Source organism: Parafrankia sp. EAN1pec (genome assembly GCF_000018005.1).
GTDB lineage: Bacteria > Actinomycetota > Actinomycetes > Frankiales > Frankiaceae > Parafrankia > Parafrankia soli.
Window position 1 is genome coordinate 2,591,769 of the sequence record NC_009921.1, and the last position, 21,238, is coordinate 2,613,006.

The 21,238-nt window shown below is 69.9% G+C and carries 17 protein-coding genes; 12 read left to right on the top strand and 5 right to left on the bottom strand.

What is annotated here, in order from left to right; translation table 11 throughout:
- Positions 1-135: 135 nt before the first annotated feature.
- Positions 136-1,524 (bottom strand): glycosyltransferase family 4 protein, encoded by a 1,389-nt coding sequence (locus FRANEAN1_RS10605; RefSeq protein ID WP_020459763.1) that lies wholly within the window; start codon positions 1,522-1,524, stop codon positions 136-138.
- Between the two features lie 234 nt (positions 1,525-1,758).
- Between FRANEAN1_RS10605 and FRANEAN1_RS10610 the strand changes: the two genes are divergently transcribed.
- The 6 genes from FRANEAN1_RS10610 (at position 1,759) to FRANEAN1_RS10635 (ending at position 13,307) form a co-directional block, all read left to right on the top strand.
- Positions 1,759-4,155 carry a bi-domain-containing oxidoreductase gene (locus FRANEAN1_RS10610; RefSeq protein WP_020459764.1) on the top strand — a complete coding sequence of 799 codons (2,397 nt, stop codon included), beginning with the start codon at positions 1,759-1,761 and terminating at the stop codon, positions 4,153-4,155.
- Positions 4,156-4,488: 333 nt separating this feature from the next.
- Positions 4,489-5,667, top strand: a complete 1,179-nt coding sequence (wecB, locus tag FRANEAN1_RS10615; RefSeq protein WP_157473163.1) for a UDP-N-acetylglucosamine 2-epimerase (non-hydrolyzing) — start codon at positions 4,489-4,491, stop codon at positions 5,665-5,667.
- 54 nt (positions 5,668-5,721) lie between these two features.
- Complete coding sequence (locus FRANEAN1_RS10620; RefSeq protein ID WP_020459766.1) at positions 5,722-7,137, top strand: nucleotide sugar dehydrogenase; 1,416 nt, start codon at positions 5,722-5,724, stop codon at positions 7,135-7,137.
- 325 nt (positions 7,138-7,462) lie between these two features.
- Entirely contained in the window at positions 7,463-8,620 is a 1,158-nt protein-coding gene (locus tag FRANEAN1_RS10625) for an RNA-guided endonuclease TnpB family protein (RefSeq protein WP_041253985.1), read from the top strand.
- Positions 8,621-8,879: 259 nt separating this feature from the next.
- The gene (locus FRANEAN1_RS10630) at positions 8,880-10,046 is read left to right on the top strand and encodes a glycosyltransferase (protein ID WP_347177217.1); all 1,167 of its coding nucleotides are present in this window, start codon (positions 8,880-8,882) and stop codon (positions 10,044-10,046) included.
- A gap of 477 nt (positions 10,047-10,523) precedes the next feature.
- A complete protein-coding gene (locus FRANEAN1_RS10635; protein WP_020459769.1) occupies positions 10,524-13,307 on the top strand; it encodes an aconitate hydratase in 2,784 nt (927 codons plus the stop codon).
- Between the two features lie 149 nt (positions 13,308-13,456).
- Here the strand turns inward: FRANEAN1_RS10635 and FRANEAN1_RS10640 are convergent, their stop codons facing one another.
- The gene (locus FRANEAN1_RS10640) at positions 13,457-13,783 is read right to left on the bottom strand and encodes a YkvA family protein (RefSeq protein ID WP_020459770.1); all 327 of its coding nucleotides are present in this window, start codon (positions 13,781-13,783) and stop codon (positions 13,457-13,459) included.
- Positions 13,784-14,090: 307 nt separating this feature from the next.
- On the opposite strand from FRANEAN1_RS10640, the gene FRANEAN1_RS10645 reads away from it, so the two are divergent.
- From FRANEAN1_RS10645 to FRANEAN1_RS10655, 3 genes are all read left to right on the top strand, one after another.
- Positions 14,091-14,360 carry a DUF1778 domain-containing protein gene (locus FRANEAN1_RS10645; RefSeq protein ID WP_041253986.1) on the top strand — a complete coding sequence of 90 codons (270 nt, stop codon included), beginning with the start codon at positions 14,091-14,093 and terminating at the stop codon, positions 14,358-14,360.
- Between the two features lie 133 nt (positions 14,361-14,493).
- Positions 14,494-14,991: a GNAT family N-acetyltransferase gene (locus FRANEAN1_RS10650; RefSeq protein WP_020459772.1), complete on the top strand. Its 498-nt coding sequence runs from the start codon at positions 14,494-14,496 to the stop codon at positions 14,989-14,991.
- Positions 14,992-15,856: 865 nt separating this feature from the next.
- Positions 15,857-16,888 carry a hypothetical protein gene (locus tag FRANEAN1_RS10655; RefSeq protein ID WP_041253988.1) on the top strand — a complete coding sequence of 344 codons (1,032 nt, stop codon included), beginning with the start codon at positions 15,857-15,859 and terminating at the stop codon, positions 16,886-16,888.
- Between the two features lie 197 nt (positions 16,889-17,085).
- Here FRANEAN1_RS10655 and FRANEAN1_RS10660 read toward each other — a convergent pair whose 3' ends face one another.
- Together FRANEAN1_RS10660 and FRANEAN1_RS10665 are read right to left on the bottom strand one after the other, a co-directional pair.
- Positions 17,086-17,586 (bottom strand): hypothetical protein, encoded by a 501-nt coding sequence (locus FRANEAN1_RS10660; RefSeq protein ID WP_157472527.1) that lies wholly within the window; start codon positions 17,584-17,586, stop codon positions 17,086-17,088.
- A gap of 121 nt (positions 17,587-17,707) precedes the next feature.
- Positions 17,708-18,175 carry a TIGR03668 family PPOX class F420-dependent oxidoreductase gene (locus FRANEAN1_RS10665; RefSeq protein ID WP_020459776.1) on the bottom strand — a complete coding sequence of 156 codons (468 nt, stop codon included), beginning with the start codon at positions 18,173-18,175 and terminating at the stop codon, positions 17,708-17,710.
- A gap of 149 nt (positions 18,176-18,324) precedes the next feature.
- On the opposite strand from FRANEAN1_RS10665, the gene FRANEAN1_RS10670 reads away from it, so the two are divergent.
- Entirely contained in the window at positions 18,325-19,044 is a 720-nt protein-coding gene (locus FRANEAN1_RS10670) for an alpha/beta hydrolase (protein ID WP_347177072.1), read from the top strand.
- A 42-nt stretch (positions 19,045-19,086) separates the two neighbouring features.
- On the opposite strand, the gene FRANEAN1_RS10675 is transcribed toward FRANEAN1_RS10670, so the two are convergent.
- Positions 19,087-19,794 carry a metal-dependent hydrolase gene (locus FRANEAN1_RS10675; protein ID WP_020459778.1) on the bottom strand — a complete coding sequence of 236 codons (708 nt, stop codon included), beginning with the start codon at positions 19,792-19,794 and terminating at the stop codon, positions 19,087-19,089.
- Positions 19,795-20,257: 463 nt separating this feature from the next.
- Here FRANEAN1_RS10675 and FRANEAN1_RS10680 point away from each other — a divergent pair, with 463 nt between their 5' ends.
- Both FRANEAN1_RS10680 and FRANEAN1_RS10685 read left to right on the top strand, forming a co-directional pair.
- Positions 20,258-20,449 (top strand): hypothetical protein, encoded by a 192-nt coding sequence (locus FRANEAN1_RS10680; RefSeq protein ID WP_041253990.1) that lies wholly within the window; start codon positions 20,258-20,260, stop codon positions 20,447-20,449.
- A 53-nt stretch (positions 20,450-20,502) separates the two neighbouring features.
- Positions 20,503-20,796, top strand: coding sequence for a hypothetical protein (locus tag FRANEAN1_RS10685; protein WP_020459780.1), 294 nt, complete (start codon positions 20,503-20,505; stop codon positions 20,794-20,796).
- Positions 20,797-21,238: the final 442 nt, after the last annotated feature.

The window sequence follows — 21,238 nt, forward strand, 5'->3', positions numbered from 1 at the left end:
TCCGAGTAATCGATTGTATTCAAAATGTAGTGATGGGGGTGGTGTCGGCTCGGTGTGTTGCCGTCGAGTGCTGTATTTGCGGGAGAACTACGCAGATGATTTACCGGCATTCGCGGTCAAATGCATTCTCGCCTTTCAGGCGTCTTTGATCTCCGTATCTCCCGTATCTCCCTGATCTCCGTATCGCCGGGCGCCGGCCTGGTCGGGTAGCTGGGTCATCCGGGCGGGTTCGGGCGGATCGGTGGTGAGCCCTGGATCGCCCGCCTGTCGCTGGCGTGGCAGAACGAGCCTCCCGGCGCCGTCCCCCGCCGGCGCCCGACCTACTGCCATGGCATTTATCACCGCGATGGCGGCCGGTGGACTGCCGGGCGGTGACGCGCCGAGTGGTGACGCGCCGAGTGGTGGTGCGGCACGTGGTGGTGCGGCGGCTGGGTCGGGCTCTGCGACAGGGCCTGGAGGCGACGCCGGACGGGTGCCAGCGGGCTGTCCTGGGTGTATCCGCGCGCTGGCGGATGCGATCAGCCGGGGAGCGTTCAGGTAGCCCGTGGCCAGGGCGAGTAGTCCGAGGTCGGCCACAACTCGGCTACCCGTGCCACCCCGCGTGCCAAGCAGCCCCAGACCCGACATCGCCGCGACGAGACCGGCAACCGTCAACGTGACCCGGGTGTGCGTCCATCCCACGTCGGTGAGCCGCTGGTAGGTGTGAGTGCGGTGGGGCAGGTACCAACGCTCGCCCCGCCGGACCCGACGCACCAGCGTGGCGCCGGTGTCGGCGAGGTAGAGCAGTATCGGCGCGAGCACCGCCTCGGCCGGGATGCCGGACATGACGCCCTGCAACGCGAGTACGGCGAGGCTGGCGCCGAGGGTGTAGCTGCCGACGTCGCCCAGGAAGATCCGCGCGCGGGGGAAGTTGAACGGCGCGAAGCCGATCGCCGCCCCAGCAAGAACGGCGCCGCCCGCAGCCAGGGCCGGCGCGTCGTGGAGATGGCCCACGACGACGAGGGCGCCGCCGGCGACTGCGGCCTGCGCGGCCGAGATGCCGTTGATCCCGTCCATGAAGTTGAAGGCGTTGACGAACCCCGTCACCCACAGCGGGCCGATCAGTGCGGCGGCAGACAGCACCACCACGGGTGGGATCGACACGGCGTCGAGGGACGCGCTGGTGAGGAGCAGGGTCGACACCGCCAGGCCGGCGAGCAGCTGCAGTGCCAGTCGGCGCAGTGGGGCTATGCCGCCCACGTCGCCGCCGATGTCCTCGGCGAGACCGATGAGACCGAACAGTGTCACCCCGACGGTCATCGGGAGCAGGTCGGGGGCGTCGCCGTGACCGCTGGCGAGCATGAGGACGACTACGCCGGCGAAGAGGCCGAGGGCTACCGCGATGCCGCCGCCCCGCGGGGTCGGTACCTGGTGTGAGGACCGTTCGTTCACATCGTCGATGGCGGCCAGGCGTCGCATGGCGCCGAGCACGACCGGTGTGGCCGCGAGGGTTACCAGCAACGCCGCGGCTCCCGCTCCGAGCATGTCGCTCCTTACGGTTCGGCCGGTGATGACCCGCACGTGGGCACGCTGACGCCGACGAAGGCGGATCGCTCACAGGTAGGTGTGACACTCCAGCGGCACGGCAGGGCCGATGTTCGCGACTGAATGTAATGCATCAACTACGCTCCGCAACATGATGCGAGTGCGAGTGTCCGACCCGTCGCGGAGCCGCGGATCTTCTGCGCGGCAGGTCCAGGCGATGGGCCGGGATCTCCGGTGAGGCAGGTGGTCCAGGCCGCCGGCGGTGGAGAGGTTCGGGTCGTCGACACTCCGATTCCCTCCATCGGGGCGACCGAGGTACTCGTGGAGACGGCGGCCACCATCGTGTCCGCCGGTACCGAGCGGGCGGTGACGACGCTCGCCCGGTCCGGCTTGCTGGCCAAGGCGCGGGCACGCCCCGACCTCGTCCGCCGGGTGGCGGAGAAGGCCAGAGCGGACGGGATCGGCGAGGCGGTCCGCTCGGTCCGCGACCGGCTCGCCTCCGAACTGCCCCTGGGCTACAGCGGGGCCGGTCGGGCCGTCCGGGTGGGTACCGCCGTCGAGGGCATCCGACCCGGCGATCTGGTGGTCACCGGCGGGGCTGGCTGGGCGAACCACGCCGAGTTCCAGGCGGTACCCGGACTGCTGTGCGCGCGGGTGCCGGACGGGGTTCCCGAGGCCGACGCCGCCTTCGCGACCATCGCCGCCATCGCGCTGCACGGGCTGCGTCTGGCCGAGGTCGGACCGGGAGCGAAGGTGGTCGTCGTCGGGCTGGGCCTCATCGGCCAGCTCGCCGCCCGCATCGCCATGGCCAGTGGATACGACGTGGCCGGCGTGGACCTCGCGGACCTGCCGCTGACCACCGCCGCGGCCAGCGGAGTGCGGGCGCTGCGCGAGTCCGGCGACGCCACCACGGCCGCGGTGCGGGAGTGGAGCCGGGGGCGCGGGGCGGATGCGGTGCTGATCTGCGCGGCGGGCCGGTCCGGCGACCCGGTGATGCGGGCGACGGAGTTCGCCCGCGACCGGGCGCAGCTCGTCGTCGTCGGGGACGTCCCGCTGGGCCTGACGCGTGCGCCGTTCTACGAGAAGGAGCTCGTCCTGCGCTTCGCGCGGTCGTACGGCCCCGGCCGGTACGAGCGTGGCTATGAAGAATGGGGGGTGGACTACCCGGCGGGCCAGGTCCGCTGGACGGAGGGCCGCAACCAGGAGGCGGTGCTCGACCTGCTCGCCGCCGGCCGGCTGTCCGTGGCCGACCTGGTCACTCACGCCTTCCCGCTCGAGCAGGCCGCGGCCGCCTACGATCTGGTGGCGACGCGACGGGAGCCGTACCTGGCCATCCGGTTCGACTACCCGCGCCGCGCCGAGCTGACCGAGCCGGTGGAGGGCGTCCTTTCCACGGAGGGCACTCCGCCTGCGGAGGGCACCGCCCCGACCGAGGGTTCCACCCCGGGGGACGCGCGGCAGGTCGGACAGCACACGCAGCGGGTGGCGCGTCGGGTCGGTCCGCCCGGCCGGCGCCGGGGTGACCGTGTCGGTTGGATCGGCGCCGGGAACTTCTCCGGCTCGGTGTTGCTGCCGGCTTTTCGTGCTGCCGGTTTCGACCGTTTCACCAGCGTCGCTTCGGCCAGTGGGCGGTCGGCTCGCGCCTTCGCCGACCGGCATGGGTTCCAGGGGGCCGCCACCGGGGTCGACGAGCTGCTCGACGACGGCGACCTCGATGTGGTGGTGATCGCGACGCCGCACTCCACGCACGCCCGGCTGGCGGCGGCGGCACTCGAACGGGGCCGGCACGTGTGGTGTGAGAAGCCGTTGGCCCTCGACCTGGCCGAGCTGGAGATGGTCGAGCAGGCGGCGGCCGTGGGCGGCGGTGTTCTGATGGTGGGTCTCAACCGCAGGTTCTCCCCGGCGGTCGTCGCGGCCCGGCGGCGCCTGGCCGAGCGGGACGGCCCGCTGAGCCTGGTGTACCGGGTCGCGGCCGGTCCCGTACCCGCTGACCACTGGTACGGCGACCGGGTCGAGGGCGGCCGGCTGCTGGGCGAGGTCTGCCACTTCGTCGACACCTGTGCGGCGCTGGCGGGCAGCGGGGTCGAGGCGGCGACAGTGGTGCCCGGCCGCGGTGGTGAGGCGCTGCTGGCCGAAGACCTGGCCGTGACGTTGCGGCACGTCGACGGAAGCCTGTCGACCATCGCGTACAGCTCCGCCCGCCCCCGGGCCTGCCGGAAGGAGACGGTCGAGGCTCTCGCCGGCCGGCGTCACCTGCGCATCGACGACTTCCGGGAGCTGGTGGTCGACGGCGGCTCGGAATGGAAGGGCGCGCAGGACAAGGGGCACCGGGCGGCGGCCGGTGCGTTCCTGCGGATGTGCCGCGGTGGCGCGACCGACGTGACGGCCGAGCTGATCGCGTCGTCCCGGGCGACGCTCGTCGCCGCCGCGAGTCTCGACACCGGTCTTCCGCAGTCAGTGGAGGCGCCGCTCACCGACCCGGCTGCCATCGATCCGGCCGTTCCTCGCCGCGCGAGTTCGGAACGGGAGAGCGCGGTCGGGGTACCGGCGGCGCGGACGGCGGAACCGGACAGCGCGCCGGCTGCTCGGCCGGCCACTCCGACCCGAAGCGACGAACCCGGCGCAGGCTGACCCTCCCTCCGCCCAGCGAGGGAAGAACGAACCGACCCCTCTGACACGGAAGGAGCTACCCGGTGGACCGGAGACAGGAGGAAGGGCAATCGTGCCTCGCGCGCTGATTACGGGAATCACCGGCCAGGACGGTGAACTTCTGGATGTGGCGTTCGCCCGGGTGGGGATCGGGCGGGCCGAGATGTCCCGCGCGGGGTCGGCTCATCGGGACACGGCGGTCGGTCGGCCGCTTTCGTCCGTGCCGGGTATGCCCGCGGTGCGCAAGACAGCCGACGGCCCTGCGCGCGCTCGGACAGCGGCGCCGTGACCGCGCTGGTGCCCGACCAGGGCGGTCTGCCCGCGGCCGGCCTGCACGCCGTCGTCATCGCCGGCGCGAGACCGAACTTCATCAAGGTGAAGCCTGTCCTCGACGCGCTGGCGGCCGACGGTGCCCGAAGCAGCTTCGTGCACACGGGGCAGCACTATGACGAGGCGATGAGTGACGTCTTCTTCGCCGATCTCGGGCTGCGGCAGCCCGACTACCATCTGGAGGCGGGATCCGGCTCGCACGCGGTGCAGACCGCGGCTGTGATGACCGCGTTCGAGCCGCTGCTGGCGCGGCTTGCACCCGATGTCGTCGTGGTCGTCGGCGACGTGAACTCGACGTTGGCGTGCGCGCTCGTCGCGGCGAAGGCGAACGTCCCGGTCGCCCACGTCGAGGCCGGCCTGCGCAGCGGTGACCGGACGATGCCCGAGGAGATCAACCGGATCGTCACAGACCGTGTGTCGGACCTGTTGTTCGCTCCCAGCCCCGAAGGTGTCGTCCACCTCCTCTCCGAGGGTGCGCGACCGGAGTCGGTCCACCTCGCTGGCAATGTCATGGTCGACACGCTGCTCGCCTGCCGGGAGCGGGCCCGTTCCCGCCCCGTGCTCGCCGATCTGGGCCTGACCCCCGGGGAGTACGGCCTGGTGACACTGCATCGGCCGAGCAACGTCGACGACCCGGCGGTACTCGACGGGCTGCTCACGGCGCTGGGCGAGATCGCGCGCCGCTGCCCGCTGGTGTTCCCCGTTCACCCGCGTACCGCCAGCCGCCTGGCCGGGCGGCTGCCGGACGGGGTGCGGGCACTCGGGCCGGCTGGCTACCTGGACTGCGTCGCGCTTCAGATGGGTGCGCGACTGGTGCTCACCGATTCGGGTGGTGTCCAGGAGGAGTCCACGGTGCTGGGTGTTCCGTGTCTGACCCTGCGGGAGAGCACCGAGCGGCCGATCACGGTCACCGAGGGGACGAACCGGGTGGTGGGCTGTTCTCCAGCGGCGATCATGGCGGGCGCGTTCGAGGTGCTCGACCGCCCACCACCGCCGCGTTGTCCCGATCTGTGGGACGGGCACGCGGGCCGGCGGATCTCCGCGGTGCTCGGGCGGACCCTCGAACGTCGGGCTCGTCGTGGCGGCGGGTCCCGCCCGCGTGGGCGGGCGGAGGCCGTGCCCGACCCCCTGCTGCCGACATCGCCTGCCGATCGCGGAGCGTGACACACCGTAATGCTGTTGTGTAGCTGACAGTATTTAGTGAGTCACAATAGGTTCATGACTTCTTCGGGAAAGCTGGTGGTGGTCGGCCAGGGGTACGTAGGTCTTCCCGTGGCGATGCGCGCGGTCGAGGTCGACTGGCGGGTGGTCGGCGTCGACGTCGACGCCGGGCGGGTCAAGCGGCTGGCCGCCGGCGAGTCGTACGTCGAGGACGTCTCGCGGGACCGGCTCGCCGCGGCACTCGACTCCGGGCGGTATGAGCCGACGGCCGACTTCGCGGCGGCCGCGGGGTTCGACGTCGCGGTCGTCACCGTCCCCACCCCGCTGCGGGAGGGCGCGCCCGATCTGGGTTACGTCGTCGAGGCGGCCCGCAGCCTGGCGCCGCTGGTGACACCGGGGGCGACGGTGGTGCTGGAGTCGACCACCTATCCGGGGACAACCGAGGAACTGTTCGGGCCGTTGCTGGAGGAAGGATCCGGGCTCACCGCCGGAGACGACTTCCGGCTCGGCTACTCCCCGGAGCGTATCGACCCGGGAAACCCGACATGGCGGCTGGAAAACACGCCGAAGGTCGTCTCCGGAGTCAACGGCGCCTCGCTCGAGGCGGTCCGGGCCTTCTACGACTCGCTGGTGGACCGTACCGTGTCGGTCGCCTCGACGAGGACGGCCGAGCTCACCAAGCTGCTGGAGAACACCTTCCGGCATGTCAACATCGCCCTGGTCAACGAGCTCGCGATGTTCGCGCACGAGTTGGGGGTGGATGTGTGGGAGGCGATCGACGCCGCCTCCACCAAACCGTTCGGGTTCATGCCGTTCCGGCCCGGCCCCGGCGCCGGTGGCCATTGCCTGCCCATCGACCCGTCGTATCTGTCCTGGCGGGTGCGGCGACGGCTCGGCCGCAGCTTCCGGTTCGTCGAACTGGCCAACGACATCAATGACCACATGCCGGACCATGTGGTCCGTCGTGTGATCGACATGCTCAACCGGCGCGGACGCTCGGTGAGTGGCAGCCGCATCCTTCTACTCGGACTGGCCTACAAGAGGAACACCGGCGACTCCCGTGAGTCGCCTGCCGCGCGAGTGGCCGCGCTGCTGGCCGATCTCGGTGCCGGGGTCCTCGCAGCCGATCCGCACATCGACCCCGCGCAGGCGCCGGGACGGGTCGCGCTGGTGGACGCCGACGCGGCGCAGATCGCGGCAGCCGACCTGGTGGTCGTGCTGGTGGACCACGACGCGTTCTGTCGCGACCTGGTGATGCGTCACGCCACGGCCGTCCTCGACACGCGCCGGTGGCTGCCGGCCGTGTCCACAGGCGCCGCCGGTGCGCCGGTGGATCATACGCAGACCGGAATGCCGTCCGGTCCGGCGCGCGCCTCGGTGGTCGACGTGCCGGCGGCGGCTGATCTTCCGGTCGGGGCGGTTGTCCCGGCGCCTCGTTCCGAGCCGCGCCGCGTCCTCATCGAGTCGCTGTGACCTACGGCGTGCCCGACGCCGAGCCGACTGCCAGCGCGGCTTGACGCCAGGGGCCAGGGGGGTGGATCTCAACCTGTAACCGATCGTTCTGGCCGTCATGACCCGGACGGGGCGCCACGCAACGGCGCCCCGCCCGTTCGTCTGCCCCGAGGTCCCGAGTGTCGTGACTCTGTGTAGTAGAACTCTCTCTGTAGGTTAGCGAAGGTTGCCGGGTGCCCTGGAGGGGAGCTGATGAGAGTTCTCGTGACCGAGATGCGTAGCGCGCGGGCCCTGTCCTTCGGAGCGGGGTTAGCGCATCAACGACAGCGTGACAGGCGTGCCCGCTATGCTGTCACCTGTGGGGTCGAAGGTGGTGAAGCGGGCGTACCGCTACCGCTTCAACCCGACCCCCGATCAGGCCGCCCAGCTCGCGCGAACCTTCGGCTGCGTCCGCTACGTGTACAACCGGGCGCTCGCCGAACGGCACCGGGCCTGGTTCCAGGAGCAGCGGCGGGTCACCCACGCCGAGACCGACCGGATGCTCACGGCGTGGAAACGCGACCCGGAAACGGAATGGCTCGCCGAGCCGTCGAAAGGCCCGCTTCAGGCCACGCTGCGGAATCTCCAGACCGCGTATGTGAACTTCTGGCAGAAACGCGCCGGCTACCCGACGTTCAAGAAGAAGGGCAGGACCCTCGACTCGGCGACCTACTTCCGGAACTGTTTCAGTTTTCGGGACGGTCGGATCACGCTGGCGAAGCAGGACGCGCCGCTGGCGATCGTCTGGTCGCGTCCGCTGCCCGAGGGCGCGGAGCCCTCGCAGGTCACGGTGTCGCGGAACGCCCGCGGCCAGTACCACGTCTCGATCCTGGTCGAAGAGAAGATCACTACGCTTCCCGCGTTGCCCGGGCGGGTGGGGATCGACGCGGGGGTCACCTCGCTGGTCACCCTGTCGACGGGGGAGAAGGTGGCCAACCCGAAGCACGAGCGTCGGGATCGGGCCCGGCTGGCCTGTGCGCAGCGGGACCTGTCCCGGAAGGTGCAGGGGTCGGTGAACCGGGCGAAGGCCCGAGCGAGGGTCGCCCGGGTGCACGGGCGGATCGCCGACCGGCGTCGGGATCATCTCCACCAGCTGTCCACGAGGATCATCCGCGAGAACCAAACGGTGGTCATCGAGGATCTGTCCGTCCGCAACATGGTCAGGAACCATTCGCTCGCGCGGGCGATCTCCGATGCTTCGTGGTCGGAGTTGCGGCGGATGTTGGAGTACAAGGCCGGCTGGTACGGTCGCACCATCATTGCGATCGATCGGTTCTATCCGTCGTCCAAAACCTGTTCGGTGTGCGGGTCGATCGTGAAGGAACTGCCGCTCAACGTCCGGGAACGGGCCTGCCGTGGTTGCGGCACGGTCCACGACCGGGACGTGAACGCGGCGGTCAACATTCTGGCCGCGGGGCTCGCGGTGGCTGCCTGTGGAGATGGAGTGAGACCGCCTCGCTCCTGAAGCGAGGAGGCGTCCGTTGGTGAAGCAGGAACCCGCACCGCGAGGTGTGGGAATCCCCGGTCTTCAGACCGGGGAGGAGGTCAACACGGAGTCTCGGATCCGTCGGAGTGCCGACGCGGCGGCGTGCGCCCGTTCCCCGGCGGACAAGAGCGCGGGACCCACTGCGATCGACAGACCCGCCGCGGTCGACGGGACCACCGGTCACGGCGAGCGGCGCGGCTCGGGAAACGACCGCGAGCGCACGTCGGTCGGGAGGCGGGTGGACCCCGCGCCCGCCCGCCCTGACCGCGACAGTCCTGTGACGGTGCTGGAGGTGCTCCCGAGGATGGACCGGGCGGGCGAGGTGATCCGCGCGGTCAACCTCCTGCGGCGCCTGGACCCGCAGGAGTACCGGCTGCTGTTCTGCGTCACCTCGGGTGCCCCCGGATCGCTGGACGACGAGATCCGGGCACTGGGTGGCGAGGTCTATTACTGCCGCGCCGACCTGAGGTTCCCGCTCGCCTTCTACCGGCTGCTGCGTTCGGTCCGGCCGGACATCGTCCACTCGGGTGTGGCGACCTTCTCGGGCGTGGTGCTCGCGGTGGCCCGGGTGGCCGGTGTGTCGCGCCGCGTCGCGCACTTCTTCAGCAGCGCGGACCAGAGCGGCGACAGCCTCCGCGGCCGCCTCCAGCGGATGGTGGGGCGGGTGTTGCTGGACGCGTTCGCCACCGACCTGCTCGCGGTCAGCGAGGCGGCGATGCGCGGACGGTGGCGGGAGACCTGGCGGCTCGACCCCCGGTGCCGGGTCATCTACAACGGGGTCGAGCTCGAGCCCTTCGGAGTGGCCATCGCGGGCCAGCGGCCCATGCCGGACCTCCCCGAACTCGACGAGTTCGGGGAGGCCATGGCACCGCAGCTGACCGTCCTGCACGTCGCCCGCCCGGACCCGGTCAAGAACCGGGCCCGGGCCATCGAGATCGTCGCGGCGATGTGCGCGCGGGGGCTCGACGTCCGCCTGCGGATCGTCGGGCGCCAGACCGAGGAGGAGACCGAGCGGCTGATGACCCTGGCCCGGGGTCTGGGTGTGTCCGACCGGGTCGAGTTCATCGGCGAGCGGCTCGACATCCCGAAGCTGTTGGTGACCTCGTCGCTGCTGCTGGTGACTTCGCTGCGCGAGGGGCTGCCGAGTGTGGTGCTCGAGGCCTGCGCGGTCGGGACCCCGGTGCTGTCGTCCGACCTGCCGGGAGTGGGGGAGATCGCCCGGGTGCTGCCCGGGATCACCATGCTGCCGCTGGGCACCCCCAACGAGATCTGGGCCAACACCGCGGCTGATCTGGCGGTCGTCCCGCCCACGATGGACGAGCGCCGTGAGGCGATGCGGCGGCTGCGGCGGTCCCCGTTCACGATGGAGAACTGGCAGCGCGACATCACGGCCGTCTGGTCGTAGCCGGGGTGTGCGGCCCGCTTCTCCGCGGGCGGGTCCGTTCCCGAGGAGCGCCTGCCGTGAGGCGGGCCCGTCCCCGACGGGGCGCTCTCCGCGAGCTGGACCCGTCCAAGGTGGACTCCGGGCGGGTGGGACATCCCACCTCGGTCGCCGACACCCCTATCGTCTTGTTCTGTCCGGCCGCACGCCGTGAGGTGCGCGTCCGGGCGGACCACCTGATATTTTTAGCCTTGCTAATTAAATGCGGCGCGGATTCCGGTGAGATGTACCGGCGTCCGGGAGGCGATGGTCACAGGCCCACCGGCCCCGCCGGAACGTGACCGACGGTTCCGGCCGCCGCCGTCACCCCTGAGAGTGCCAGGATGGGACGAGGTGGCCGAACCGTGGCGAGTCACGGTGTCGACCGGATGTGATCGCTGCTGGTGTCGGACCTCCCCGCGGACGAGGAGCGGGTGAGGTGACGAGGAGGAGACGAAGGCCATGGACAGCTTCGGCAGCACCGGCAGACTCGCGGTAGGTGATCGCACCTACACGATCAGGCGGTTGGACGCGGTGCCCGGGGCCGACCGCCTGCCGTACAGCCTCCGTGTTCTGCTCGAGAACCTGCTGCGCACCGAGGACGGCGCCAACATCACCGCCGACCACGTACGCGCGCTGGCCGACTGGGACCCGGCGGCAGAACCGAGCCAGGAGATCCAGTTCACCCCGGCCCGGGTGATCATGCAGGACTTCACCGGCGTTCCCTGTGTCGTCGACCTCGCCGCGATGCGCGAGGCGATGGTCGCCCTCGGCGGGGACTCCACGAAGATCAACCCGCTCGCCCCGGCCGAGATGGTCATCGACCACTCGATCATCGCCGACCACTTCGGACGGCCGGACGCGTTCGAGCTCAACGCGACGCTGGAGTTCCAGCGCAACCGCGAGCGGTACCAGTTCCTGCGCTGGGGCCAGGCGGCGTTCGACAACTTCACCGTGGTGCCGCCGAACACCGGCATCGTGCACCAGGTCAACGTCGAGCACCTCGCCCGCGTGGTCTTCACCAAGGAGACCGCCGAGGGCACCCTGGCCTACCCCGACACCCTCGTCGGGACGGACAGCCACACCACGATGATCAACGGTCTCGGGGTGCTCGGCTGGGGTGTCGGCGGCATCGAGGCCGAGGCCGCCATGCTCGGCCAGCCGGTGAGCATGCTGATCCCGACCGTTGTCGGCTTCAAGCTCACCGGTGAGCTGCCCGCCGGCACCACCGCCACCGACATGGTGCTGACCATCACCGAGCAGCTGCGCAAGCACGGCGTGGTCGGCCGCTTCGTCGAGTTCTACGGCGAGGGCGTCGCGAACGTCCCGCTGGCGAACCGGGCCACGATCGGCAACATGAGCCCCGAGTACGGCTCCACCTGCGCGATCTTCCCGATCGACGCCGAGACCCTGTCCTACCTGCGGCTCACCGGCCGCCCCGACGAGCTCGTCGCGCTGGTCGAGGCGTACGCCAAGGAGCAGGGCCTCTGGCACGACCCGAGCCACGAGGCGAAGTACACCACCACCCTCGAGCTCGACCTGTCGACCGTCGTCCCGTCGCTGGCCGGCCCCAAGCGCCCGCAGGACAGGGTGCTGCTGTCGAACGCGAAGAAGGCGTTCCGCACCGCGCTCGCCAACTACGCCCAGCCGGTGCCGCTGGCCAACGGCGGCGCCGACGAGGCCGACGCCGAGTCCTTCCCCGCCTCCGACTCGGCCGCCGCGTTCGCGGACAAGCCGTCCGACGCCCCGGTCTCGGCCAACGCGGTCTCCGGTGACGTCGCCGACCGCCCGTCCATTCCGACGAAGCTGACCCTGGCCGACGGCACGACCTGCGAGATCGACCACGGCGCGGTCGCCGTCGCCGCGATCACGTCCTGCACCAACACGTCCAACCCGCAGGTCATGGTCGGTGCCGCGCTGCTCGCCCGTAACGCCGTCGAGAAGGGCCTGACCCGCAAGCCGTGGGTGAAGACCACCCTGGCGCCCGGCTCCAAGGTGGTCATGGACTACTACGAGCGCGCCGGGCTCATCCCCTACCTGGACAAGGTCGGCTTCAACCTGGTCGGCTATGGCTGCACCACCTGCATCGGCAACTCCGGCCCGCTGGAGCCCGAGGTCTCCGCGGCGATCAACGACGCGGACCTCGCGGTCGTCAGCGTCCTGTCCGGCAACCGGAACTTCGAGGGCCGGATCAACCCCGACATCAAGATGAACTACCTGGCGTCCCCACCGCTGGTCGTCGCCTACGCGCTCGCCGGCACGATGGACATCAACCTCGACACCGACCCGCTGGGCACCGACACTGCCGGCGAGCCGGTCTACCTGCGTGACATCTGGCCGAGCGAGACCGAGGTGGCGCAGGTCGTCGGCGACGCGATCACCTCGGAGATGTTCGCGGACCGCTACGCCGACCTCTCCGGAGACGAGCGCTGGCAGGCGCTGCCCGTCGGCGACGGCGGAGAGGTGTCGCAGACCTTCGGCTGGGTCGAGGACTCGACCTACGTCCGCCGTCCTCCGTACTTCGACGGGATGGCGGCCAAGCCGTCCGCGCGTACCGACATCGTCGGCGCCCGGGTGCTGGCTTACCTGGGTGACTCGGTGACCACCGACCACATCTCGCCGGCCAGCTCCATCAAGAAGGACTCGCCGGCCGGGCGCTACCTCACCGAGAACGGGGTCGCTCCGGGGGACTTCAACTCCTACGGCTCCCGCCGCGGCAACCACGAGGTGATGATCCGCGGGACCTTCGCCAACATCCGGCTGCGGAACAAGCTGGTCCCCGGCGTGGAGGGCGGCGTCACCCGCCACCTCCCCGACGGCGAGCAGGTGGCGATCTACGACGCGGCCCAGAAGTACGCCGCCGAGAGCGTGCCGCTGGTCGTGCTCGCGGGCAAGGAGTACGGCTCGGGCTCGTCGCGTGACTGGGCTGCCAAGGGCACCGCACTGCTGGGCGTTCGGGCCGTCATCGCCGAGTCCTACGAGCGGATCCACCGGTCGAACCTGATCGGCATGGGCGTGCTGCCGCTGCAGTTCCCCGTCGGGGAGTCGGCGGAGTCGCTTGGGCTCACCGGTGAGGAGACCTTCACCATCACCGGGCTGGCCGACGTCGACGAGAAGACCCCGACGATCACCGTGCAGGCGGGGGACAGCTCGTTCGAGGCCGTGGTGCGCATCGACACCCCCGGCGAGGCGGAGTACTACCGCCACGGCGGGATCCTGCTGTACGTTCTGCGCTCGCTGATCTGATCTGACCTGGGTTCGATCAGGTCTGATCTGGTCTGATCAGGTCCGTCCGGAGGAGGGCACCACGCCCGCTCTCCTCCGGACGGGCCCGACGGGCACGCCCGCATCCCGCCTGTTCGGGCTCTGCGGGTTCTCGTGCCCCGCAGTGGGCTCTAGCGACGGCCGCGGCCCCGACCGCGGCCCGGGACTTCCAGCTCCGCCGGCCCCGGCCGGCGGGCGTCGACAAGCTTGCGGACGTAGAACAGCGCCCCGAGGATCACCGCGAGGTCGTCGACGAGGCCCACCGGCCCCAGCGGGATCTCGGGGACGGCGTCCACCGGGGAGATCACGTAGAGCAGGCTGGCGATCGTCGCGGCGACGCCGTGTAGCGGCAACCGGTAGCGGCGCAGCAGGTAGAAGGTGCCGGCGACCAGCACCAGACCCACCGCGGCGATCACGCCGAGGACGACGACCAGGCCAGTGCCCACACCGTCGCTCATCGCAGTTCCTCCGCGCGGTGGTCACATGCCGCCCGGCCTGTACCGGGTGTGCACGCCCCCGGACGTCGTCCCGGTGACGATCGTGCCCCTGGATGGTCGGCCATCGTGGTCCTCACGGCTCCTTCGTCGGGGTTGGTCCCGGATGGATGATCTGTAGGGAGATGCCCCGGTGCGCAGCGGTCCGAACATGCCCCGACCATGGTCCGTGACCGGTGCTTTTCGCCCCCCCACCCGGTTGCCCGATTGTGTGACGAGCGACGTGGGGCCCGGCGTCGCATGTCGTGGACCGGGACGGCAAACTGCCAGCATGACCTCCGCTGAGGACGAGAGAATCACGTTCGGCCTGCCCGCCGACGACGCCGAGATCATCCGGTCCGCCGCGGACGCCGAGGGCCTCAGCCTGGAGCTGTTCGCGGTGGAGAGCATGCGGCGCTACGCCCGCGAGGTACTCGCCGACCGCCGGCTGTTCAGGGTCTCCGAGACCGCCTGGGCCGAACTGGACGCGATGCTGCAGGCGCCACCCACCGACAACCCGCGGCTGCGCAAGCTGCTCGACGAGGAGCCAGGCCAGGAGTAGGCGGGACCCGTGTCTCCGTAGACGAGCTCCACCTGCCCTGACGGGGCGGCAGGCCCGCCGCCCCGGCTGCCCCCGTCGATCCCGGTAGATCGACCCCACGACGAGATCGACCATGCCTGGAAGGATTCGGCCCGTGCCGTTCACGAAGCCGTCGGCCCTGGTGGAGGACCACGACACGGTCGCGTTCGGCTGTGGTGATCCCGTCCTCGACAGCTGGCTGCGCCACCACGCCAAGGACCACCAGCGCGAACGCATCACCAGCACGTTCGTGCTGCTGGACGGCTCCACCGTGGCCGGCTACTACTGCCTGGCGACCGCGGCGGCCGAGCGCGTCGGCACGGCCTCGCGGTGGCGTTCCCGCCGGCCCGTGGACCCGGTCCCGATGATGCTCGTCGGCCGGCTGGCCGTGGACGTCCGCTATCAGGGCCGGGGGGTCGGTGCCCGGCTCGTCCGCGACGCGACGATGCGGGCGCTCACGGTGCGCCGCATGGTCGGAACCCCGCTGCTGGGCGCGCACGCGACCGCACCCGACGGACAGTCGTTCTACCGTCACCTCGGCTTCGTGCCCACCGCGCTGGACCCGCATCTGGTGCTGCTTCCCCTGCAGAACGCCGCCGGCTCCTCGGCCTGACCTCGTGCACCTGGCCTGGGTCGTGTACTGGGCCCTGCGCAGCGCGCGGGACATGACCACCATGCCGGGCCGTCTCGCTGACACTTGACGTCGTCGCACCGGTCCGGTCTGCTTCTGCATCCCGGTTTTCCTCGACATCGTGCCGCGCCGCGCACGAATATGAGGAACACGGGTTTCCTGCTGCGGATCTCAGGAGGCGCCGCCTGTGCGGTCTGCGCCGGATTCTGTGTGACCACTGCTGTCTGGGGACTTGGTCGCCGGATATGGACTCTCCGATGTCTGCGAAAAAAGATATCGCCTAATCTAGGCGCTGCCATATGGGTAACCTGCTGCGGTCGTACCGGGAAGATTCGAGTCGCCGGCGGTGGCTTGGTGGCGGTTGCGGTTGCGGTGGGTTGAAAACTATTCGTTCGGACGCTGGAACCGGTGCGCCGCACCGAATCAGCCTTATTTTTACAGACGGTCCTCGGGTATCTTTGGCGGCGATTATGGTCAGATGGTCCGGACTGGAATCTGCCTCCTTCGCTCTCAATCCGATTTTTCTGGCTGGGGCCGTACCGTATCGGCTGACGGGTGTCGGAGAGCCGGTTCGATGAATTCTCGCATTCGCCGAAATGTGTCGGATCGGACGCCGTGAAGTCGCTGGAGAAACGCCTGTTTTGCGTTGCCGCCGTAAGGGAGGTCAGGCCGCTAGGTTGACGACCGTAGAACTACGGAAAAAGATCGTTCCGAAAGGTAGAAGATGACAAGCAAAATAGGGCGGCGTACGGCCATTCTAGCCACATCGGGCCTCGTTTCCGTTGCCGTTACCCTGGGTGCGAGCGCCACCTCGGCACAGGCCCTGGTGCCGGGGGGCGGGCCGGAGGTGAAGAAGGAGAAGACCGTCATCAGCTACGAGCGGGTCCTCTGGTACGACGGCAAGGACAAGAAGCACCACGAGAAGAAGGACCGGCCCTACTACGGCGGCGAGTCCTACGGTGACGAGTCCGGCGACCCGGCTGATCTCGTCGACACGCCGCTGGTTCCCGGTGTCTCGGTCGGTGCTGTCGACCCGGTTGAGGTCGCCGACGCGGCGCTGGCTTCCGGTGACCTCCGCGGGAAGCCCTACAAGAAGCACAAGGATGTCTCGAAGCGTAAGGACGCCATCAGCTACGAGCGGGTCCTCTGGTATGACGGCAAGGACAAGAAGCACCACGATAAGAAGGACAAGAAGCACCACGAGAAGAAGGAGCGGCCATCCTACGGCGGCGAGTCCTACGGCGACGAGTCCGACGACCCGGCTGAGCTTGCCGCCACGCTGCCGGTTCCCGGCGCCCCTGCCGGCTCCGACGGCCTGGCCGAGGTCGTCGACACGCCGCTGGTTCCCGGTGTGTCGGCCGGCGTTGTCGACCCGGTTGAGGTCGCCGACGCGGCGCTGGCTTCCGGTGACCTCCGCGGGAAGCCCTACAAGAAGCACAAGGATGTCTCGAAGCGTAAGGACGCCATCAGCTACGAGCGGGTCCTCTGGTATGACGGCAAGGACAAGAAGCACCACGAGAAGAAGGAGCGGCCCTCCTACGGCGGCGAGTCCTATGGCGACGAGTCCTACGGCGGCGAGTCCTACGGCGACGAGTCCTACGGTTACGTGGATGACGGGGACGATGCGGGAGACGCAGCCTCCGTCGCCTACCAGCCGGGCGGTGGCTACGACCGCCACTACAAGGATCTGGTGAAGAAGAAGATCAAGATTACTCTCGAGAGGGTGCTCTGGTACAACTCGAAGCACCATGAGTACAAGTACCCGTGGGTAGGGGCTCAGTCGTCGGAGCAGCCTCCCGTGACCACCGCCACCCCGCCCGGCCCGTCGCCGGTCGTGTCCCTGGCACCGGTGACTCCCGCACCCCTTCCGGTTGCATAGCGGTTAGGAATGCCTGCCGAATTTCGGCGGGATAGAAGCTGTCTGGACCCAGCGGGAAAGCGACGAGGCGCCGCCGGCCGCTGGCGGCGCCTCACCGTTTGACGCAGTTCCGCGTGCTTGTACCTGTGGGGTGTGGGACGTCGCTCGACTGCTGGGCTGTCCGCCGTCCGCGATCTCGTGGGCGACGTTTCCGAGCGTCAGCTCTGGTCGGTGACCTGGGCCGGCCAGGGCCTGATGGGCCCGCCGTCCCGGGGGCACGTCCACCATGGCTTCTGCTCGTGCACCACCGGCCGCATCGGGTGCGGATGGCCGGGGCACGGTGGCACGGGGTCGGAGATGAAGTCGTCGGCCAGGAACGTCTGCAGCCAGTCCGCGAGATCGACTGCCAGCTCGGCTGGGTCGGTCGTCGGGCTCACGGATGTGCCGGCCGCACTGCCCCGGTAACGCGCCGAAACGACCCACTCGCTTGCCCAGCCGATGACCTCGGGTTCGGTGACGGGAATCCCCAGATGTGCGGCGACCTCGGCCGCGGTCGTCCGGTCCCGCACCACCAGTGCCAGCGCGTAGACCAGGTTGTTGTCGTCCGGGTCCTCGACGGTCACGGTGATCCACCGGCCATGGGGCGGCAGCTCGGCCAGGGCCGCGGCAATCGCGGCCTCGATCCGCCGGCGAGGGGCCAGAAGGTGCTCGGGGGCCACGGCCGGCGATCCGCCGCTGCCTGCCTCCCGTGACTCAACCATGATCGAAGACTAGTCGGAACCGCGTCCCCCGTGAGGAAGTACTCGGCTCTCCACAGTGCCGGGGTTCCCTGCGGGGGGCCTACGTCTCCGGCGCGCCATCGACTCCTTGGGCCCTCTGGCGGGCTGTGAACGCCCAACCCTGCCATTTCTCGATCTGGACGAAAACAACTGGTCCGGTCGGGGGGACGGCCAGGTACTGGTCGTACTTTGCCGCCAGGTGGTGGATCGCCACTGCCCGCTTCACCCCTTCATCGCCGTCCGTGACAACTCGTGCGCGGCCATCCGCCCGAACCCACCACAGGCCGTCCCAGTCGTCTGTGTACTGGTCCACGAGGAGGCTGACTCGCGGGTTGGCGGCGATGTTCGCCAGCCGCCGCAGGGCCGTCGAGCGCTTCGGTTTGTGATCGACGGCGATGGCGACCTGATCGTCGTCCAGGGCGAACGTCACCGGCACCAGATGCGGCTGGCCGTCCACGCCGGCCGTTGCCAGGCGGGCGACCCGTGCCGCCGCGAAGCGAACGCGGCATTCGGCCTCGTCCAGGTTCACAGCACTCACGATAGCCAGCCGTTCCGATGGGCCGGTGCGTCCGGCCTGGCGGCCAGCCGGGATGTTCCTGGTCGACGGTGCACGTGCGGGTGCACCACCGCCGCGGCGTCGGCACCAGGCCTACTACTGTCCTTGTCATGGACCTGGCCGTGACGGAGGCTGGCGAGGGCGAGGCGCTCGTGGTGTTCGTGCACGGTGTTCTCGACAGCGGGCGCTCGTTCTCCCGGGTGGTCGACCTGCTCGCGTCCCAGTGCCGCATGCGCTGGTACGACCGCCGCGGTTACGGGACGTCGACGAACGCGACCGGCGCACCGGTGAACGTGAACGGCCACATCGAGGATCTCGTCGCGGTTCTGGACGGCCGCCGCGCGGTCGTCGTCGGCCATTCGTTCGGCGGGGTCATCGCCGCCGGGGCCGCGGTGCGGGCGCCGGAGAGCGTCGCGGCCGTGGTGCTCTACGAGACGGTGATGGCGTGGGTGCCGGGGTGGGACGACCGGCGCATGCGGCAGATGCTGTGGAGCGAGGACCCTGAGGACGCGGGCATGCGCCTGATGCTCGGGGCGAAATACGACGCGATGAGCGCCGAGGCGCGGCTTCGGCTCCGGCCGCAGGCCCGCGCGTTCGTCACGGAGGAACGGTCGATCCGGGCGCCGACACCGCCGTACGACATCGCCGCGCTGGAGATTCCCGTCGTGTACGGCTTCAGCGAGAGCTTCCCCGTCGTCGTGATGCAGCAGCACCTGAGCACGGTGGTGCGTGACGTCGAGCTCGTGACTTTTCCTGGCGACCACTTCGCCCATCGCACGGCACCGGCGGAATTCGCCGGGCTTGTCCAGTTGGCGGTTCGGCGCGCGTCCGGGAAGGCGTAGTCCCGCGCCCCTCGCGGCGCGCGGGATTCGGCCGCGGGCGGGTCAGCTGAGCCAACTGATCGGATGATCACCGATCAGGACCCGGGCCGTCAGGACGACGGCCGCGCAGGTGAGCAGCGGAACCACCACCAGGCGCTCGACCCGGCCGTCCGTTCTCGGCACCAGGACCGTCTCCATCCGCCAGTTCACCGGCCAGAGCAGGAGGCAGCCCCTGGGGGTCAGGCAGTCCCCGAGCAGGTGGGCGAGACAGCCGAGGGCGACCGCGTAGCCGGCGAAGCTCATGTCGAGGCCGTGCATGAGGTAGATGGCGACCCCGGCTGCCGCACAGTCCTTCAGCCCGGACCAGAAAGGGTGGCCCTCGAAGTCCAGGCCGAGGCCGCGCAGCCCGAAGCCCACGAGGATGTACAGCGCCGCCCACCAGCCGTACTGGAAATGGGTGGCCAGCAGCCCCATGACCGCACCCATGGCGACCGCGAACAGCAGGGAGTGGGTGGCGTGCCGGTGCCCGCCGGAGGCCCGGCCCACCCAGCGGCACAAGGTCCGGGTGACGGGGCCGAGGGTGTTCGCGATCCGACCCGAGGGATGATCGATGTCGGGCAGCAGCCCGGCGCCCGCGGCCACCACCGCACCGGCGATCACCTGCTGCGGCGACAGCGACACCGCGTACGACCCCAGCCACTCCTCCCGCGACAGGACAGGCACGGCCGCCAGCCAGACCACCGCGCCGCTCAACACGTGCGTCTGCCCCATCACGGCAGCTCAACCCCAATGATCAGCACCGGTGGACTTTACCGGTCCACCGGGCACAACGCCCGTGACGCGCCAAAGAACCATCCATCACCAGGCCGACAATCGGGGGCGATTGCCTGGCTGCCAGGGGAAGCGGGAGTTCGCTAGCCCTTGAGCAGGGCGCGGGACATGACGACGCGCTGGATCTGGTTGGTGCCCTCGTAGATCTGGGTGATCTTGGCTGTTGCGAGCTGATCATGTCTTCTGCCTGCGTGTTCAGGGCGTCATGCACCTGGTGGGGGCAGCCGAATCCACGCTATGTCCACGCAGGCTCGATGTCGGCCCGAACTCCGCCCCCAGGGACCGCCCTTGGCACCCGGGCGGGCGCGCTGGCCCCTTGGGGTCGCCCAGGCTGCCACGGTCGGCCATCATGGATGAAGCTACGGTTGAGTTGGTGCGGCGCGCATCGGTAGGGAGGCTGACCATGGACCCGGCGACGCGGCCCTACCCTGAGCCACACGAGTGGGTTGATGAACCCGACGTTGACACCAAGCGCGCGATCGACGAGGCCCACGAGGACGTCGAGGCGGGCCGTACCGTCCTCTGCCTGTCCGACGCCGCGTTCGACGCCCTCCTCGACCAGCTGGCCGCCGAGGAGCACCCCAAGGCAAGCTGAGTAGCCGCGACCTCCTCACCAGGGCAGGCCGATCACCGCACTATCGTGACCACGTGCCCACGTACGAGCAGGTGGCCCGCTTCATGGCGGAGTACGCGCGGCTGACTCCCGAGCAGCGGCGAGCGTTCCGCCGCGCGGTCGCACTGTTCCGTGAGGGCCTGGAGACGGGCCAGTTTCACCCAAGCCTCGGGGTGAAGGGCTTCCGCTCCGAGCCGGGCGTGTTCGAACTGCGGTGGGCGAAGGACGGCCGGGCCCTGTGGGAGTACGGCGAGCCCGTTCCGGGCCGCGACGGCCCGCATGTCCGCTGGCTGCGGATCGGCACCCACGACATCTACAAGAGCCGGTAACCGCTGCCTTGAAAGGGCGACGGACACCCGACCGTTGCACCCCTCCTTACCTGGGCTTTCGTCATGCGGCGATCGACCGGCGACCGAGTTTCGGCACGTCTTTGGCATGGCCCATGGCCAACAGGAGGCACGAGGCTGCCTCGAAATCCGCCAGTGCCCCCGGGCTACCGGTGGACATATCCCCGGCACGGCCCCCGTCCAGGAGATGGCCCCCGCCTCCTCGACGCCTGCCAGACCCGCTCGGGGGGTCCGGACCCAGCTGGGACCGGAACGCGACCTACCAGCCCGGCCGGCCTGGTAGGGGCGGGGGCCATCTCCTACCCCGACGCACTGCTCGCGGCGACGCTCGACACCGTCAACCGGGCCGACGTCCTCGCTGCTCGTCACGCGGGGATCGGCTCTCATGCCCGCTCGCACCCGACCCGCGGATTAAGAGATCATC

What these genes read in the sequence shown, in the direction of transcription:
- FRANEAN1_RS10605 (WP_020459763.1), bottom strand. Translation starts at nt 1,524, where the DNA reads ATGCTCGGAGCGGGAGCCGCGGCGTTGCTGGTAACCCTCGCGGCCACA.
- FRANEAN1_RS10620 (WP_020459766.1), top strand. Translation starts at nt 5,722, where the DNA reads ATGACTTCTTCGGGAAAGCTGGTGGTGGTCGGCCAGGGGTACGTAGGT.
- FRANEAN1_RS10625 (WP_041253985.1), top strand. Translation starts at nt 7,463, where the DNA reads ATGCTGTCACCTGTGGGGTCGAAGGTGGTGAAGCGGGCGTACCGCTAC.
- FRANEAN1_RS10635 (WP_020459769.1), top strand. Translation starts at nt 10,524, where the DNA reads ATGGACAGCTTCGGCAGCACCGGCAGACTCGCGGTAGGTGATCGCACC.
- FRANEAN1_RS10640 (WP_020459770.1), bottom strand. Translation starts at nt 13,783, where the DNA reads ATGAGCGACGGTGTGGGCACTGGCCTGGTCGTCGTCCTCGGCGTGATC.
- FRANEAN1_RS10645 (WP_041253986.1), top strand. Translation starts at nt 14,091, where the DNA reads ATGACCTCCGCTGAGGACGAGAGAATCACGTTCGGCCTGCCCGCCGAC.
- FRANEAN1_RS10675 (WP_020459778.1), bottom strand. Translation starts at nt 19,794, where the DNA reads ATGGGGCAGACGCACGTGTTGAGCGGCGCGGTGGTCTGGCTGGCGGCC.
- FRANEAN1_RS10680 (WP_041253990.1), top strand. Translation starts at nt 20,258, where the DNA reads ATGGACCCGGCGACGCGGCCCTACCCTGAGCCACACGAGTGGGTTGAT.